Raw genomic sequence first — 17112 nt, forward strand, 5'->3', positions numbered from 1 at the left:
GAGGGTAATGCCGTTATCGTTGCGTGAGTCACTGAGCGAGATCGCCGATCCTCGCAACCTGGATCTTACCGTCGAGGAAATATGCCAGATGATGCTGGGCATTCACTGCCGGCGCGGCGAGAGGCCGCTGGAGGAAGAGGCGGAGCGGGTGACGGCCGTGGTCGGCTTTGGCGGGCTGCTCAGCGGAGCCTGCGTGTTCCGCTCCGGCGGCGGCGCCGCGTGCGCCCTGGCTTCGCACATGACCGGCATGGAACTCACCGAGGTGGATGACACCGTCAAGGACGGCATTGGAGAAATCTGCAACATGCTCGCCGGCTCATGGAAGGGCAAGGTTCCGGAGCTGGCGGCGCACTGCGGACTGTCGGTGCCTGCGGTCATCACGGGACGCGACTACAACCTGCACGTGCAGGCACCGGAGTTCAGGCTGGAGCACGTGTACGAATTTGAAGGCAACACATTTGAGGTGACCATCCTCTGCGACGGCCTCCAGTAGCTCCTCCCCTTGGGCCGGCTCTCTGCTTGGGCATGAAGCCGGCCTCCGCTTTTCCTTCCCCACTGCCCTGATTTCGGCTGCTTTCCTTGTCTTCTTCTAATCTTGTCCCTGTTCCGCTGGTTCTTCACCTGCATCGTTCCTCTTCGTTGCTGAGGAGCGGTGAATGGACAGCGGATACTATGCGGCGATGACGGGACTGCTGGCGCGCACCCAGGCGCTGGACGCCGCGGCCGCCAACCTTGCCAATGCACAGACTCCCGGCTATCGCGCCGAGCGCGAGTACTTCCGATCGGTGCTGCTCGATTCCGCGCCGGCTTCGCAGATCGGGCAGGCGGTGAACCACTTCGGACTGCTCGGAGGCGACCGGCTGAATATGGGCCAGGGACCGATTCAGCCCACAGGCAATCCGCTCGATCTGGCGATCGAAGGCCAGGGCTTCTTCCAGATACAGACGCAGAACGGCCCGCGCTTCACGCGTGACGGCAGCTTTCACCGCTCTCAGACAGGCATGCTGGTGACGGAAAAAAGCGAACCGGTGCTTTCGAGCGGAGGTAAGCCGATCCAGATTCCGCCGGGCGAGGTGTCGGTCGGGGCCAATGGCGTGGTGTCGGTGGCAGGCGGAGCGGTAGACACAGTGGGAGTCTTCGCATTTCCGTCGACGGCTCAGCTCACGCCGGAAGGAGCCGACCGCTACGTGGTTCCGCAAGGAGTCGCACCGCAGTTATCGAAGGACGCGGTAGTTCGCGAGGGCGCTCTGGAATCGGCCAACGAGGACACCATTCAGGGCACGCTCGATCTGGTGGTCATGCAGCGCCAGGCCGAGATGATGCAAAAGGCGCTCACGGTCTTCCATACCGAGTTCAACAAGTTTGCCAGCGAGGACCTGGCCAGGGTTTAGAGGCAGGGCAGAGGGAGCCCTGACTCCTGAACAGGAGCAGCGAAATGATTCGAGCCTTGTATACGGCGGCCAGCGGTATGAGCGCGCAGCAGATGAATCTGGACACGATTGCCAACAACCTGGCGAACTCGGCGACCACCGGATTCAAGCAGCTACGGCTGCAGTTTCAGGACATGGTCTACCAGAACATGGTGACGCCGGGAGCGGCGCAGAGCCAGTCGACGGTCTCTGCCGGGTTGCAGATTGGACTCGGAACCAAATCGGCGGCGACCGAGGTGATCATGAGCCAGGGACCGCTGAACCAGACCTCGAACCCGCTGGATGTGGCCATCGAAGGATCGGGCTTCTTCCAGGTGCAGCGCCCCGACGGAACCATCGCTTACACCCGGGCGGGGCAGTTCCACCTCAACAGCCAGGGCACGATTGTGACCACCGACGGAGATCCGTTGGTGCCGAGCATCACGATTCCTCCTAACGCGACGGCCGTAACCATCACTCAGTACGGCGTGGTGAATGCCACGCTGCCGGGGCAGAAGAACCCTTCGCAACTGGGGCAGCTGCAGTTGGCCATGTTTCCGAATGCAGGCGGCCTCGAAAGCATGGGGTCGAACCTGCTTGCTGCAACGCTTAGCTCAGGCGATCCGGTGCTCGGGAATCCGGGTGGCACCGAAGGCCTGGGGACGCTGCAGCAGGGGTATCTCGAGAACTCGAATGTGGATGTGGTCACCGAGTTCGTGCAGATGGTGTTGGCTCAGCGCGCCTACGAGTCGAACTCGAAGGTCATCAAGGCCGCCGACGATATGTATTCGCAAGTCAACAACATGACGCGGTGAGGTTGAGGCTTTCGATGAGATTTATCAGGCGCATTGGATGGGTGTTGTGCTGGGTTCTTGTGGCTGGAATGGCAATGCTGGCACAAGCGCCGGCGGCCACGCAGAAGGCGGCGGGACCTGGGGCGGTTCGCGAGATCGACGATCCTCATTTGGGCGAGCGATGGCTGCTGGTGAAAGACGCGGAACATCCCGGCGGACCGGGGCGACTGGTTCCGCTTGGTCCTGGCGTACATGGGTTGCGGACGCTGACTGGGTCAGCGGAGTTGGTCGAGGCCCCGGTGATTCATGCTGGCGATCGAATTGTAGTGGAAAAGCATACCGAGAGGTTGGACGCGGTGCTCGAAGCCGTGGCTCTGGGATCGGCGGTGGAGCAGGGTTGGTTTCATGCGCGGCTCCGGATTGGCGGTCGCGTGGTGCCGGTAGTTGCGGTTCGAGCGGGGCACGCGATGTTGCCGGCGGTTGCGGAGGCAAAGCCATGAATCCTGGACGGAGGATTGCAGTTGTCCTGATTGCCGGTATTGGATGGAGCTCACTATGCAGGCCCGTCGCGGCGAAGGCGCCGAAGACGCCGGAAGGGCGCGTGGCTACGCCCCCCGAGGCCTCGCTGACCTCGTATGTGCAGCGGGTGAGGGCGCAGCAGGCAGCTGAGGTTCGGACGGCCGGTTCGATCTGGAGCCCTAACGGGCAGCTCGTACGGCTCGGTACCGATGTTAAGGCCTTTCGGCTACACGACGTAGTTTCGATTGTGGTGACGGAGAGCTTGGCGGCTTCGACCGACGGCGCAGTGAAGAATTCGAGGGCATCGAATGCTAAGTCGAGCATCACGGCGCTGTTCGGCGCGCTGAAGCCGAGCAACGCGCTGCAGAATCTGGTCAACCAGACGTCCTCGTCGGGACTGACGGCGCAGGGGCAGAGCACAACCAATTCGAGCCTGACGACGACCTTCGGCGGCGAGGTTGTGGATGTGCTGCCGAACGGGATGCTGGTGGTGCAGGCGACGCGGCAGTTGACCTTTTCGCAGCAGACGCAGCTGATCCGGCTGCGCGGGCTGGTGCGGCCGGAAGACGTGAGCGCACAGAACCAGATCCAGTCGACCGCCATGACAGACCTGGAGCTCGAGGTCACGGGCAAAGGCATCGTAAACGATTCCACGTATCGGCAGAACCCGCTGGTACGGTGGCTGGAGCGGTTCATCATTTTCTAGGAAACAGCAGGCATCAGGCATTCGGGATCAGGCATGATTCGGGTCGATAGACATCTCGTTGTAGTACTGGGGGCTCTCCTGAGCGCGAGTCTGATGTGCGCCGAAAGCGTGCCGCAGAGGTCGCGCCTCAAGGACGTGGCGACGATCGAGGGCATTCGCGACAACCAGCTTGTGGGCTATGGGCTGGTGGTGGGCCTCAAAGGCACGGGGGACAGTTCGCAGACTGTTTTTCCAGCGCAGACGCTGATCTCTGCTTTGCAGCGGATGGGCATTACGGTGCCGCAGACGGGATCGAATTCCGCCAGCAACATGCAGGTGAAGAACATGGCGGCGGTGTTCGTGGTGGCTACGCTGCCTCCGTTCAGCCGGCCCGGCTACAAGATGGACGTGACGGTGTCGTCGGCGGGCGATGCGCGGTCACTCGAGGGCGGCATTCTGCTAATGACGCCAATGTACGGGCCCGACGGGCAGATATATGCCGAGGCGCAGGGCTCGCTGGTGCTGGGCGGCTACATGGCGACGGCGGGAGGCAACGCGCGCCAGATGAATCATCCGACAACAGGGCGCATTCCCGGCGGAGCGCTGGTGGAGCGGACGGTGCCTCTGGATTTGAAGCAGATGCAGTCGCTGAATGTGATTCTCAATGACGCGGATTTTCATACCGCGGAGCGGATGGCGGCAGCTATCGATGCGGCGCTGGGCTCGCCGCGGGCGCATGCGGTCGATAGCCGGCGCGTGGAGGTGACTCCGGCAGCGGATGAGGACCGGGCGGCGTTGCTGGACCGGATTGAGTCGGTCGAGGTGGAGATTTCGCCGCGCGCGCGGGTGGTGGTGAACGAGCGCACCGGCACGGTGGTGATTGGCGGGACGGTGCGGCTGCAGCCGGTGTCGATCCTGCATGGCGGTCTGACAGTGAACGTGATCTCCGAGGTGAAGGTGTCGCAGCCCAATCCAATGGCGGCCGGGAGAACCGAGGTGGTGCGGCAGACCACGCTGCAGGCCGACGACAAACCGGTGAACCGGATCGACCTTAAGGAGGGCGCTACGGTGGAAGACCTGGTGCAGGAGTTGCAGCGCACCGGGGCCGGAGCACGCGACGTGATCTCGATTCTGCAGGCCATGAAAGAGGCCGGAGCTCTCGAAGCCGACCTGGCGGTGCTGTGATGCAGATCCACGGAGCCACTGCGGCGCATGCGCAGCCAGCGACCGCCAATTCTCAGCCGCGTCTAATCCGCGCAGCGCATGAATTTGAAGGGCAAATGCTGAAGGAAATGCTAAAGCCGCTGACCGCCGGAGATGGATTGACCGGCGAGGAGGCGGATAGCTCAAAGGGGATCCTGGGCGAGTATGCCTCGGAGGCTTTGGGGAAGGCTTTGAGCGAGCAGGGCGGGTTCGGAATTGCTGACCGGATTCTGCACGATCTTTCCCGTTCCGGTAACTGACCCGGAACGGAAGCGGTAACCGGGAAAGAGCACTTCAATACCGGTATAAGAAGGTTCAAATCACTAGAGTGATTAGCGGGTGCTGCCGATGAAGGCAGCGAGGAGTTCCAAAAATGGACATTCGCACTGGCTTGGACGGATTGAGATCTCTGCTTGGCGTGTCGCAACCCGGCGCAACTTCAACGCCGGCGGCAAAGAGCGCCACTACGAAGGAGAACAGCCCTGTTTCTAGCGACGTAGCCACGCTGAGCAGTGCAGGCAGCGAGGTGGCGCAGTCGGCTGCCGATGGCGGCGTCCGCATGGACAAGGTGACCCAGATTCAGGCAGCGCTGGCTGCCGGTACCTACAACGTTCCGGCATCGGCCGTGGCCTCACGGATGGTGGACGCGATGCTGGCCGGGGCAAGGTAAGCCTCCGGATCGGATTGAATCGGGAAGAAGGAGCCATGTACGGGTTGGGGACGCGCCGGTTCGATCCGGAGCTGAAGGAGATTGTTGCGGAGGCCTCGCAGGCACTGGCACTCCTGGACGCCGATCGGCTGGAGGAGCTGGCGCGCGCTTGCCAGGCTTTGAACCGCGATCATGCGCACCTGGCAGAAAGAGCGCGCGAGGCGCGCGATGCTGCTGGAGGCATGGCAGTGCTGGCGCGGGTGCTGGATGCGACGCGGTCGAACCTGCGGGTGATGCATCGGCTGCGGGAACTGCGGATGGGTGCTTTGGAGTATGGCGAGACGGTGTCACAGGTATCTCGCTGGGCTCTGCCGGAGAGCTGCGATGGGAACGATTAACAGCGCATTCAGCATTATTGCTGGGGCTCTCAATGCGGACCAGTCGGGGCTGAGCATCATCGCCGGCAACGTGGCCAACGCCAATACGCCGGGCTACACGCGCCAGCGGCCGACGTTCCACGAAAACTCTACGGTCACGATCAATGGACGGTCGTTTGGGACGGGAGTGCTGGAGACAGGTGCGCAGTCGATCCGGGACCGGGTGTTGATGGAGCGGCTGGACCAGCAGCAGCAGGTAGCGTCGGCATCGGGAGCACGGCTCTCGGCGCTCAATCTGCTGCAGAACCTGTTCACGCCGGCCTCGGGATCCAATGTTTCGGCGGCCGGCGATATCGGCACGGACATCACCAGTTTTTTCAATTCGTTTGCGTCGCTCGAAGCCAATCCCGGCAACAACGCGCTGCGGCAGCAGGTGTTGTCGTCAGGGAAGATGCTGGCGGCCGACATCTCGAATACCGCGTCGAGCGTCAATGCACAGCGGGCAGCGGTGGATCGGGAGGCTGCGGGAGTCGCGAGCCAGGTGAATGCGCTGACGGCATCGATTGCCACCCTGAACCAGCAGATCCAGTCGATGTCGGCTGGCGGCGACGCGGGAACTCTCGAGGACGAGCGGCAGCAGGATCTGAACCAGCTTTCGCAACTAATCGGGATTAACCAGATCACGACCGAGAACAACGGCCTCACGATTACGACGACGGCCGGGCAGACGCTTGTATCCGAAGGTGTGGCGACGCGGATGACGACCGGGATTGTAGGCGGCGTGACGCACTTCTTCATCGGCGCTAACAATGACGTGACGATTGGGCTGACGGGCGGCGGAGGGCAACTGGGTGGATACCTGACGGCGCGCGACCAGGATATTCCGCAGGTGATGGGACAGCTCGATCAACTTGCTTTCGGGATTTCGGTCGAGGTGAACGCGCAGAACGCGAAGGGCATCGACCTGAACGGTAATGCGGGCGCGGCGATCTTTTCGCAGTCGACGACGATGGCGGGAAGCGCGATGAACATGAAGGTTGTAATGACCGATCCCAACCAGATTGCGGCGGCGGCTGTTGGACAGGGAACCGGGGACAACACGAATGCGATCGCATTGGCGCAGCTTGGGACGCAGGTCAATCCGGCGATTCTGAACGGTCTTACCTTGCCGGATGGAACGACGCTTGCGGGGGGCCAGACGCTGCTGACCGGCCAGACACCGAGCGGGTATTTTTCGGGGTTCGTGATTTCGCTGGGGTCGACGGTGGCGCAGGTGGAGACGGAGAACACGGCCGAGAACGCGTCGGTGACGCAACTACAGACCATGAACAACTCGCTCTCGCAGGTGAACCTGAACGACGAGGCTTCGGCGTTGACCACGCTGGAGAGGAGTTACCAGGCGGCGTCAAGGGTGTTCGGGCTGCTGAACTCGATCATGTCGTCGGCGTTGAACCTGGGGCAGCAGACGGCGGTGTCGTAAAGACAGGGAACAGGGCGTTGGGAATAGAGAACAGGGAATAGGGAGTAGACGCGATGCGGGTGGATCCTAGCTATGTCACGAATCTGGTGGGGGCGCTTAACCAGACGCAGTTGAATGCGCAGCAGTTGACTGCGGAGTTGTCGAGCGGCGTGCGGGTGACGTCGTTGAGCAAGGACCCGCTGGCGGCGGGGCAGAATGTTCTTCTGCTGAACCAGATGCAGCAGGATGACTCGTTCACGCTGTCGACGAACCAGGTGACGGGGCAGTTGCAGGTGGCAGATTCGGCGCTGGGTCAGGTGGTGGCGCAACTGACGCAGGCGATCGCGCTGGCAACGTCAGCGAACAACGGGACGATGAACGCGAACAACCGGATGTCGATCGCGAATCAGATTGCGGGGATTCGGGCCGAGGTTCTGTCGCTGGCGAACACGAGCTACCAGGGACAGTTCATCTTTGCGGGCGGGAAGACAGGGAACTCGCCGTTTGCTCTGTCGACGGCGACGACGCCGGCCACGGTGACCTACTCGGGCGATGCGGATGTGAACTATCTTCAGTCGCCGAGCGGGCAGCAGATTCAGTTGAATGTTCCGGGAAGACAGATCTTTTCGGCGGGGGGCGCGAACGACGTGTTTGCGGCGCTCAACAACCTTGTGGCGGACTACCAGGCGGCCACACTGGACACGCCGATGGCAGTGGCGGATACGACCGCGCTGAATACGGCGATGAACTGGATCTCGCAGCAGCGGGTGACCATCGATAACTCGATCACGCAACTGAGCTCGGCGGCGGCGGCGGCGAGCAGCCAGCAGACGCAGTTGACGGCGGCGCAGACGGACCTGATGCAGGCGGATGTGGGACAGATATCGACGCAGTTGGCGATGGCGGAGACGCAGCAGACTGCGCTAATGTCCGTGATTGCGCAGCTTGGCTCGGGGAGCTTGTTCGATAAGCTCTAGGGAACAGGACAGGGTCGAGGACGGCCTAATTATATACTAAATAGTAACCTATTTACATACTAGTTATAGGAGACGCTTCGCCTTAGTTTCGCCGTTTATTTGCGATAGGGGCGAAAATAGCTGATCTGCGATTTTACCTGTAAACCAATGGAACCATTCGCTTAATTTGGTTTCTGTTTTATGCATGAATATACACTTTTTGCATTTAACTGTTATTTTTATCGTTAACAGGTCTGAACCAACCTTGCGAGCGCAGCGGTACAGACACTCCCGTCATGCTAAGCGATTATGGTACGAGCTGAAGTGAGGTGGCTGTATCGGCGGTCACAGAAGACGGGGCGTATGGAATGGGGAGCAGGGTTGCAGAAGCAAAAGCAAATCCTCCGACTGCGCAGATGCGACAAAGCTTGCACCTTCTCCGTTCAGGATCACGGATCGGTTCGACTTGCGTGGTGTGTGTGGAATGTGGCGCCTTGATGACGCTTGAGTTTGAGGGACGCGAACGTGGAATCGCTATACTGGACCTAACAGGAATCACCTTGTTCGAACCGATCCGTTTTCTGTGGAATGCGACGCGTGGCTCGCGTCTGAGGCCGTGGCGCAGCGAGTATCTACGCTGGCGCATCGAGACCTATTCCGGTAAATGGGCGGAGAAGCTGACGATGCGCGAGGTGTTCGGGTTCATGTGGGCGTCGCGATGGGAGCTGCTGAGGTTTCTGGCCTGGACCGGGGATGTGCAGCGGGACGCGCGAAGGAAGCCCTGAAGGGTACTTTTGAGACCTGATTCTGCGGTAGATGACTGCGCAGTGGGAGCGCGGTATCCAGCGGAAATGCACTCGCGTCGCAGCATTATCCCCCCAGAAGATCGTAATGTTTGAGAGTAAATCGCTCGAAGCATCTAAGGTTTCGTGCAGACACGAATCCTGTGCGTTGACGACGATGCGGCCGTATTGAGGTCGCTGGAGGCGGTTCTAGTGAGCAGCGGCTTCGCTGTGGATGCGGTCTCAAGCGTCAGGGAGGCGCTGGAGAGCATCAGCCGCCGGAAGTATGATGTGCTGCTGGCCGATCTTAACGTGGGCGAACCGGGCGACGGTTTCACGGTGGTAAGCGCAATGCGCCGAGTGCAGCCGGACGCAACCACGTTCATCCTTACGGGCTACCCCGATTTCGAGTCGGCGATTCGCGCGATCCGCGCGCAGGTGGATGATTACTTTCCGAAGCCCCTGAACGTGCAGGACCTGCTTGCGGCGATCAGGACATCGCGCAAGGGGAAGAGCTCTGTGAGCAAGATGCAGAGCCCCGTGAAGTTGTATGAGTACCTGCGCCGGCACAGCGATGATTTTTGCGAGCGATGGCTGCAGGAGACACTGAAAGACCCCGAGGTAGCGGCGCTGCCCCTGACGAGGGAAGAGCGGATCGACCACGTTCCCAAGCTGCTGGAAGAACTGGCGCGCACGATGGAACTGGGTGTCGACGTGCTGAGCGACGGCATGACCGAAAGCGCGCGGAAGCATGGGCGCACGCGCTACGAGCAGGGATACACGATTTCGCAGATTGTGACGGAATCGCGGGTGTTGCAGCAGGTGTTGAGCACGAGCATCCAGACGGACCTGCTGGCTATCGATTTGAGCGCACTGGTTCCGGACACGTTCAGGATTGGGGAGTTTGTGGAGGCGGCGCTGGAGACGTCACTTCATGCGTACCAGGCGCAGGTTCCGCGGTCGCTGCAGACATCGGTTTCGATGCTGTACAAGTCGCCGCACCTGGGGGTGGGGATTGCGGATGAAAACCGGATCACCGACGCGAATGACGCGCTGCTGACCATGATTCAGTACACGCGCGAGCAGATGCTGGCGGGCGAGATTGACTGGCTGAAGATGACGCCGGTGGAGTTGCGCCAACGCGACATCAATGCGATGGAACAGATTCGCGAGTACGGCGCGTGCGTTCCATTCGAGAAGGAGTTTATTCTTCCGGATGGGTCACGGCTACCGTTCCTGGTGGGAGCGGTGCGGCTGACGGCGCAGCCTCTGCAGTGGTCAGTCTACATTGTGAACCTGACGGAGCAGAGAAAACTACACGAGGCGGAGACGAAGGTTCGGGATTGGGAGTCACGGTACGCGATTATCAACCGGCTGGCGCACGAGATTAACAATCCGCTGGCGGCGCTGATGTTCGTGGTTCACCTGATGGGGACGCATCCGGATCTGTCGGGGGATTCGCGCGAGCTGGCCGTTAGTGCTGAGGAAATGCTGAAGAGGATTGCGGCGGTGGTGGCGCAGGTGCTGGAGGAGAGCCGGGTGGCCACCTGCGGTGGGGCTGACTGCGCCTCCGGCGCCACTCCAGACTGATTTAGGGTTGTGGTTTTCCACCCTGTCGACAGAAAGAAGTCGACAGGATGGGGCACGGGTGGTTCTGGGGTGGAACGGTCCAAAAGACGGCGGTGTTAGTGGATGCGGATGTCGCCGGAGCCGGTTTCGGCGCGAAGGGTGGGTCCACCGCCGCTAACCTTGCCGACGATGTGGTGCTTGTCAAACGATCCCTGGACCGACATTTCCTTATCGGTGTGGATACTGCCCGAGCCGGTGGATGCGTCGAGCGTGAAGCCGGTGCTACCGGCCCAGATCTCGATGCTGCCAGAGCCGGTGCCGAGCTTCCAGTCAGAGCTGGGTGAGCCGGTGGCCTTGATGTCGCCAGAGCCGGTTTGCGCGTGCAGGGCGCCGTGGAGATTCTTGAGCTCGATGTTGCCCGAGCCGGTCTCCGCTTTCACATCGCCGGAGCCGGATTGCTCGGCGTAGATGTTGCCGGAACCGGTGCCGACGTTGAAGCTGCCCTTGAGGCCGGTGGCGTGGATGTTTCCGGAACCGCTCTGGAGTTTCGCGGTCTGGCCTACGCCGTCATCGGTGACATTGCCGGAGCCGGAACTGGCTTCGAGGTAGGCGTCGGCTGGGGCTTCGATCTCGTAATCGATGCTGATGTTGTGGTAGTTCTCGTGGTTCTTGCCGATGCGGATGATATTGCCGGTCTGCTCGACGGGCGGATTTTTGGCGATTTCCTGGACGCGTTCTTCGCTGCCGCCCCAATTGGACTTGACGCGTCCGTGGATTTTGACCTGTGAGCCTGAGCCTTGGGTGAGATGGATGTTGCCTGAGCCGGTGCCGACGTCGAGCTGGACGTGGCCGGTGACCGAGAGCGTCCGGTCGAAGGTGGCTTCGGCGGCGAAGGCGGGAATCGCGAGGAGCGCGAGTGCCGCTGCTGCAAGTGCGATCTTCTTCATGATAGGTGCCTCGTGGAAAAGAGTGGTCAGTGATCAGTGGTTAGTGGTCAGGTGAGCCGGTGATCCAATTGTCTAGTGCTCACGTGATTCTTCACCAGGTACTGTGGCAAGAGTTTTGCCAAACTGGTGCTTGCGGTAAGTGGCTTTGCTGCTTCTGCTTGGGACGTCTGCGAGGTGGACTCTGCCGATGTCCGGATGTTCACTTTCGAACAGTGTTGTGCTGGTGCGAACATGCGGCCTGCAGGGTTCGTGCCTCACGTGGAGCGCGTTAAGGCAACTGCGGATCCCTCGACTGCGGCTCCGGATGAAAACTCAGTGGGGGAGCGGTCATCAAGCCCAAGCGCGATCAGCATTACTGCTGCAGGATGACCTGGTCGCCTTCTTTGAGGCCGCTGAGGATCTCGGTTTTGGAGCCGTCGGATAGGCCGACTTTGACCGGGACTTTGCGCTTGCCTTCTTTCTGGCTCTTGTCGGGAATCTCGACGGAAGCGTTCTTCTGGTTGTCGTACATGACGGCGTTTTCAGGAATGTTGAGGACGCCCTTGTGTTCGTCGAGAAGGATTTCGGCGTTGGCGGTCATGTTGGCTTTGAGCTCGCCGCCGGGGTTGTCGATGGAGACGCGCACCTCGAAGGTGGTGACGTTGTCCTTTTCGACGCCGAGGGGGGCGATCTTGGTGACGCGGCCGTTGAAGACGCGGTCGCGGAAGCTCTCGACCTTGATGCGGGCGGCCTGATTCATGTAGACATGCGCGATGTCGGCTTCATCGACTTTGCCCTGGACGTAGACCTGGGTGGTGTCGCCTTCAGTCATGACGAGGGTGGCGGTGGAGCCGAGGACAAGGATGGAGCTGACGGCGTCGCCCATTTCAACGTCGCGGGAGAGAATGACGCCATCCATGGGCGCGACGATTGTGGTGTAGCTGAACTGTTCCTGGAGCTGCTTGAGGCTTGCCTGGCTTTGGGCGACCTGCGCTTTGGCCTGCTTGAGTTTGGCTGTGTCGACGAGGATCTGCGCACGTGCGCCGTCGCGCTTGTTGAGGGCAGCGAGATAATCCTTGTTGGCGTTGTCGAGGGCCTGCTGACTGACGACGCCTTCTTTGGCCATCTGCATGTTGCGGTCGAGCGTCTGCTTGTACATGGGCAGATCCGGGGCGGCGGCGTTGACCTTGTCCTGCTCGATGTTGGCCTCGTAAGTGCCGACGTTCGCTTCAGCGGAGGCGAGTGCGGCTTTCTGCGCTTCGACCTGGGCGGAGATCTCCTGCTGATCGAGTTCGGCGAGAGGCTGGCCTTTGCGGACGTGGCTGTTGATGTCGACGAAGAGTTTTTCGACGATGCCGGACGCTTTGGATTTGACTTCGACTTTTGTGATGGGCTGAATTTTGCCTGTGGCGATAACGGAACGGGCGACGTCTCCGCGGGTGACTTTGGCGATCTTGTTGGGGTCGATGGAGCCGCCGGAGACCATGCGGGCTACGGCTACTCCGCCAGCGCCGATGACGACGACTACGATGGCGATGATCCAGATCCAGAGTTTCTTGCTTCTTCGCGCAGCCACTGGATACCTCCCCGCGGCGCACGGCCGCACTATCGAGGACGATGACGGTTATGAGACTCGTGCCCGGTGAAAACGTTGAGCCGGGCGCGGCGAGTAATTCAGCTTCGCTCGCCGTTATGGAGGCAGATACGCAGGTGAGGCGGGGTTGGTTCCGTTGTAAAGAGAAGCGGAGATTGTTGCTCTTGTTCAGCCGGTCAGTGTCGCTGCGCGATGTGGCGAGTCAGCCGCGACGCGGAGTTTACAGAGGTGATTGAAGTCACAAATGCTATTCTCTGAACGAGATGCACGGGCCGGTGCTGCTGCAATGCGTGGCTGTTGCAATGCTGATTGTGGCCAACGGTTTTTTTGTGGCCGCAGAGTTCGCGCTTGTGTCCGTGAGGGACACGCGGATACAGCAACTGATTGACGCGCATGTGCCCGGGGCGCGGGCTGTGCGGAAGCTGCAGCACGACCTCGATGACTTTCTTCCTGCTGTGCAACTGGGCGTGACGCTGTGCTCGCTGGCGCTGGGGTGGATTGGCGAGCCGCTGGCTGCGGATGCGTTTCAGGCACTGTTCGCAATGCTTCCGCATCCGATGGCGCACCCGCACCTGGTGGCGCATGCTCTGTCGCTGGTTGCGGTGGCGCTGGGATTCTGCGCGATTACTTATTTCCACGTTGTGGCCGGGGAACTGGTGCCGAAGTCGCTGGCGCTGCGGCGGGCAGAGGCCCTTGCGGTTGCGGTGGCTACGCCGATGCTGTTCTTCATGCGGATGGCGCGGCCGGCAGTGCGGCTGCTGAGCCGGTCGGCGGGGGTGGTGCTGCGCGGGTTCGATATTCCCATGACGGAGCGGGCATCAGTGCACTCGCCGGAGGAGCTGAAGCTGCTGGCGACGGCGGCGCGGCGTATGGGGGTGCTGCCCAAGTTCCAGGAGACGCTGGTGCACCGCGCACTGGAACTAAACGATGTGCCGGTGCGCGAGATCATGACCCCGCGGCAGAAGATCTTCTCGCTGCCATCGAGCATGCTGATCGAGGATGCGGCGGCGAAGGTGATTGAGCTGCTGCACTCGCGGGTGCCGGTGTATGACGAGGCGCGCGGGCCGGAACACATTGTGGGCGTGGTGTACTCGAAGGACCTGTCGCGGCTGATGTTCTTTCGGAGGGGGGCTGCGCCATTTGTGCAACTGCGGCTGAGCCAGATTATGCGCGAGGTTTCGGTTGTGCCGGAGACGAAGTCGGCACTGGATTTGCTGCGGGAGTTCCAGAAGAAGCGGCGGCATCTTGCAATTGTGGTGGACGAGTACGGATCGACCGTGGGGCTGGTGACGGCGGAAGACGCGATTGAACAGCTGACGGGCGAAATCGACGATGAGTTCGATGATCCCACGCGGCCGCTGCTGACGAGCGCGAAGGGCGTGTTCATGCTGGATGGGAGTGCGAATCTGCGCGACCTGGAAACGCAGATGCAATGGGATCTGCCGCGCGATGGGGGAGTGGAGACGCTGGCGGGATTCATCCTGACGCGGCTGGGGCATATTCCGGGGGTTGGCGAGTCAGTGGATTATGAGACGCGGCGGCTGACGGTGGCGGAGATGGATGGGCGGCGGATCAGCAAGGTCAGGGTTGAGCCGCTAGCGCAGGACGCGGATACGCAAAAAAAGACTTGAGCTTAAGAACGTCATCACTCGACGAGGAAAAGGGCACCAATGATTTCGCGCCGATTGATCCTTACAGGGCTACTGGGCCTTGTCGCGGAGCACCCTGGTGGTGCTTGGGCTTTTGCCGGAAGTGGGGAGGACGCATTTGCAGACATCCCGATCGAACGCCATGAACGGTCGATGCGGCAGGCGATCGCCGCTGCGCGGCTCAACCCGAGCGCGCCGTTCGGGGCCGTGATAGCTCGATTATCGGATGGCGAGATCCTGGCGGAAGGTGTCAATTCGTCGGGACGGAATCCTATCTTGCACGGCGAGATTGCGGCCATGAATAACTACGTGCGCCGGCACGGCAACCGCGAATGGCAAACGACAATTTTGTATACGACGGCGGAGCCCTGCCCTATGTGCATGAGTGCGATTGTGTGGGCGGGGATCGGGGGAGTCGTGTTCGGTACGTCTATTGAGGGGTTGAAGCGCGCGGGATTTGATCAGATCGATATCGCGTCTGCTGCCGTGGCGGGAGCCTCGCGTTTTTGGCACGGTCAGGTACGCGGCGGGGTACTGGCGAGCGAGACGGACAAACTCTTTATGGAGAGGACGAGGTGAGGCCGATCACTCGCTAAGCGGGGTAACGTTCTTGTAGCAGATGATGGCGTCGTAGGCGTCAGACCAGTAGATGAGGGTCGATTCGAGGGGAGTACGTTTCTCCTGCGGGATAGCGTGCAGGAATGGACGGAGCGGGCGGAGGTCGAAGACTGTCGCCGCGTACTTTGCGCGGGAAGCGAGGAGCGCAAAGGTGGGCTCGTCTGCGGTCTCGTCCATGCTGAAGGTTTCACCCATCAGGGTGGCTTTGCCACCGGCTCCGAATGCGCCGACGTTGAAGGTGGTTTCGCCGCGTGAGAGGGCGAATTCCGCGATGAAGTTTCCGAGCGTCGAAATGCCGCGCGCGTCATAGCCGCGATGGAGGTGATTGCGGCCGAAGCGAAGCAAGACTCTCGCTGGGGCGTGCGCGCGGAGATGGGCCAGGAATTGCGTCTTCATGAGCTGCTCGCGATCCTGCTGCGCGGCCATCTTGGTTGTGGGGACGGAGCGGAAGGAATCGATCTGTAAGGTGGCGAGCAGGCTCTTGTAGAGCGAGATGTCATTAATGGTTTTGTCGTGTTGGGGCGGCGCGGCTGCGAGTTGGAGCAGTTGTGCGGTCATGCTTCGCTGGTAGCCGCTCTTTGTGAGCGCGTCCATCTGCTGGAGCGAAGGATATGCGGGGTTGAGGCGAGCGAGTTCGCGGATGAGGTATTCGGGGTGGATCTCTTCCATGTCGCAGCCCCAGAGGATGTGTGAGCGTGGGCCGGCGATGGCGTGGAGATCGTCGGCCTGCCTGCGGGTCCAGAGGCCTTCGATGTGTTCGCTGGGGTTGGCGGATTCGAGTTGGTCGGCAGTCCAGGGGCTTACTTCGGCGGCGACGTAGCGATAGCCGTTGTGCCACAGATCTGGCCAGAGGGTGTGGAGGAGAGCGGGGATTTCGTTGTCACCGTGGAGTTCGCCTAGGAGGAAGTAGTTGTTCTTCTTCGCTTCCGATAAGAGGAAGATGCGGCCGTTGGTTTGGAGGTCGTAGGTGTGGGAGTCGAGGGCGATTTCGGCAGGCGTGGGCGCGTGATTTTGTGGGCGCGCGTTTAGAGGGGTGAGGAGTAGCAGGAGAGCGGGAAGGGCGGCGCGCATGGGGATTCATACGCAGGGGAGGGGCATTTGTTCCGGAGGAGCGTAGATGCGGGCCTTGAGATAAGACGGAGCCCTGGTTCGTGCCTTCCATCGGGCGCGCTAAAGGCAACCGCAGATCCCTCGACTGCGCTCGGGATGACAACTCTGCGGCGGAGCGAGCGACTACGGTCGGGATGACACACCAATAACTCGGGCTAACTGAGGCTGCTTAGTTCTTCGAGGATGCGGCGGACGGTTTCGTCTCTGGCTTGCTCGCATTGCTCGGAGAGTTCCATCGAGATGGGCTGCTTGGGGTCGATGGAGATGGCGTAGAGGATGACGTCGCGGTTGCCGCCCTGGATGTAGAAGGCGTCGAGGAGGTCTTTGACGCCGATGTCGTGGGCGGTGAGGGTGGGGGGGTAGTCCTTTACGAATTTGGGGGTGGTGCGGGTGACGGTGCCGTAGGGGTTTTCGTCGGCGGTGGCGTCGATAAGGAAGATGCGGTCGGCCTGCTGGAGGGGCTCGAGAAGGATGAAGCCGCCTGTGCCGCCGTCGAGGCATTCGACGTTGGGGGGGAGGGGGTGCGTCTCGATGGCGCGGACGGTGTGGACGCCGACGCCTTCGTCGCCCATGATTACATTGCCGAGACCGAGGATGAGGGTTTTGGGTGGGGTGGACACTAGAGTCTTATACCTTTCGTGGAGTGCAAAAAGGAAGGGAGTAGAAATGAATCTCTACTCCCTTGAGTTGGTTTGCCAATGATCAATACTCGAAAGTTCACACGAGAAAACAAATAGCAGATTCCCATGGGGAAATGACACGACAAGAAAAACAACAGCAACAAGAACCGCAGATGCTTCGACAGGAGCGCTA

Annotated in this window: 19 protein-coding genes; 15 read left to right on the plus strand and 4 right to left on the minus strand. The window is 61.0% G+C overall.

The window, feature by feature from the left end; all coding sequences use genetic code 11:
* Positions 1-7: 7 nt before the first annotated feature.
* The 13 genes from MOP44_RS20510 to MOP44_RS20570 all read left to right on the plus strand — a co-directional run bounded on the left by MOP44_RS20510 (position 8) and on the right by MOP44_RS20570 (position 10423).
* Entirely contained in the window at positions 8-493 is a 486-nt protein-coding gene (locus MOP44_RS20510) for a chemotaxis protein CheX (protein WP_260792263.1), read from the plus strand.
* A 163-nt stretch (positions 494-656) separates the two neighbouring features.
* Complete coding sequence (locus tag MOP44_RS20515) at positions 657-1391, plus strand: flagellar hook-basal body protein (RefSeq protein WP_260792264.1); 735 nt, start codon at positions 657-659, stop codon at positions 1389-1391.
* Positions 1392-1435: 44 nt separating this feature from the next.
* Positions 1436-2224 (plus strand): flagellar basal-body rod protein FlgG, encoded by a 789-nt coding sequence (gene flgG, locus MOP44_RS20520; protein WP_260792265.1) that lies wholly within the window; start codon positions 1436-1438, stop codon positions 2222-2224.
* Positions 2225-2238: 14 nt separating this feature from the next.
* Complete coding sequence (locus MOP44_RS20525) at positions 2239-2703, plus strand: hypothetical protein (RefSeq protein WP_260792266.1); 465 nt, start codon at positions 2239-2241, stop codon at positions 2701-2703.
* Positions 2700-3428, plus strand: coding sequence for a flagellar basal body L-ring protein FlgH (locus tag MOP44_RS20530; protein WP_260792267.1), 729 nt, complete (start codon positions 2700-2702; stop codon positions 3426-3428). Before MOP44_RS20525 ends, MOP44_RS20530 begins: the two co-directional genes overlap by 4 nt.
* 93 nt (positions 3429-3521) lie before the next feature.
* Positions 3522-4592 carry a flagellar basal body P-ring protein FlgI gene (locus MOP44_RS20535; protein WP_260792268.1) on the plus strand — a complete coding sequence of 357 codons (1071 nt, stop codon included), beginning with the start codon at positions 3522-3524 and terminating at the stop codon, positions 4590-4592.
* A 95-nt stretch (positions 4593-4687) separates the two neighbouring features.
* Positions 4688-4870: a hypothetical protein gene (locus MOP44_RS20540; RefSeq protein ID WP_260792269.1), complete on the plus strand. Its 183-nt coding sequence runs from the start codon at positions 4688-4690 to the stop codon at positions 4868-4870.
* A gap of 113 nt (positions 4871-4983) precedes the next feature.
* On the plus strand, positions 4984-5280 hold the full coding sequence (gene flgM / locus MOP44_RS20545; RefSeq protein WP_260792270.1) for a flagellar biosynthesis anti-sigma factor FlgM: 297 nt from the start codon (positions 4984-4986) through the stop codon (positions 5278-5280).
* Positions 5281-5315: 35 nt separating this feature from the next.
* On the plus strand, positions 5316-5657 hold the full coding sequence (locus tag MOP44_RS20550; protein ID WP_260792271.1) for a hypothetical protein: 342 nt from the start codon (positions 5316-5318) through the stop codon (positions 5655-5657).
* Entirely contained in the window at positions 5644-7116 is a 1473-nt protein-coding gene (flgK, locus tag MOP44_RS20555; RefSeq protein ID WP_260792272.1) for a flagellar hook-associated protein FlgK, read from the plus strand. Before MOP44_RS20550 ends, flgK begins: the two co-directional genes overlap by 14 nt.
* 53 nt (positions 7117-7169) lie before the next feature.
* Positions 7170-8072 carry a flagellin N-terminal helical domain-containing protein gene (locus tag MOP44_RS20560; protein ID WP_260792273.1) on the plus strand — a complete coding sequence of 301 codons (903 nt, stop codon included), beginning with the start codon at positions 7170-7172 and terminating at the stop codon, positions 8070-8072.
* A gap of 539 nt (positions 8073-8611) precedes the next feature.
* Entirely contained in the window at positions 8612-8836 is a 225-nt protein-coding gene (locus tag MOP44_RS20565) for a hypothetical protein (protein WP_260792274.1), read from the plus strand.
* Positions 8837-8980: 144 nt separating this feature from the next.
* Positions 8981-10423 (plus strand): response regulator, encoded by a 1443-nt coding sequence (locus tag MOP44_RS20570; protein ID WP_260792275.1) that lies wholly within the window; start codon positions 8981-8983, stop codon positions 10421-10423.
* A gap of 95 nt (positions 10424-10518) precedes the next feature.
* Here MOP44_RS20570 and MOP44_RS20575 read toward each other — a convergent pair whose 3' ends face one another.
* Positions 10519-11349, minus strand: coding sequence for a DUF4097 family beta strand repeat-containing protein (locus MOP44_RS20575; protein ID WP_260792276.1), 831 nt, complete (start codon positions 11347-11349; stop codon positions 10519-10521).
* A 352-nt stretch (positions 11350-11701) separates the two neighbouring features.
* Positions 11702-12904, minus strand: a complete 1203-nt coding sequence (locus MOP44_RS20580) for an efflux RND transporter periplasmic adaptor subunit (RefSeq protein ID WP_260792277.1) — start codon at positions 12902-12904, stop codon at positions 11702-11704.
* Positions 12905-13185: 281 nt separating this feature from the next.
* On the opposite strand from MOP44_RS20580, the gene MOP44_RS20585 reads away from it, so the two are divergent.
* Together MOP44_RS20585 and MOP44_RS20590 are read left to right on the plus strand one after the other, a co-directional pair.
* The gene (locus tag MOP44_RS20585; protein ID WP_260792278.1) at positions 13186-14553 is read left to right on the plus strand and encodes a hemolysin family protein; all 1368 of its coding nucleotides are present in this window, start codon (positions 13186-13188) and stop codon (positions 14551-14553) included.
* 39 nt (positions 14554-14592) lie between these two features.
* The gene (locus MOP44_RS20590) at positions 14593-15150 is read left to right on the plus strand and encodes a nucleoside deaminase (RefSeq protein ID WP_260792279.1); all 558 of its coding nucleotides are present in this window, start codon (positions 14593-14595) and stop codon (positions 15148-15150) included.
* A gap of 6 nt (positions 15151-15156) precedes the next feature.
* Here MOP44_RS20590 and MOP44_RS20595 read toward each other — a convergent pair whose 3' ends face one another.
* Both MOP44_RS20595 and MOP44_RS20600 read right to left on the minus strand, forming a co-directional pair.
* A complete protein-coding gene (locus MOP44_RS20595; RefSeq protein WP_260792280.1) occupies positions 15157-16260 on the minus strand; it encodes a hypothetical protein in 1104 nt (367 codons plus the stop codon).
* A gap of 194 nt (positions 16261-16454) precedes the next feature.
* Positions 16455-16919 (minus strand): hydrogenase maturation protease, encoded by a 465-nt coding sequence (locus tag MOP44_RS20600; RefSeq protein WP_260792281.1) that lies wholly within the window; start codon positions 16917-16919, stop codon positions 16455-16457.
* Positions 16920-17112 lie beyond the last annotated feature (193 nt).

The organism is Occallatibacter riparius (assembly GCF_025264625.1).
Lineage (GTDB): Bacteria > Acidobacteriota > Terriglobia > Terriglobales > Acidobacteriaceae > Telmatobacter > Telmatobacter riparius.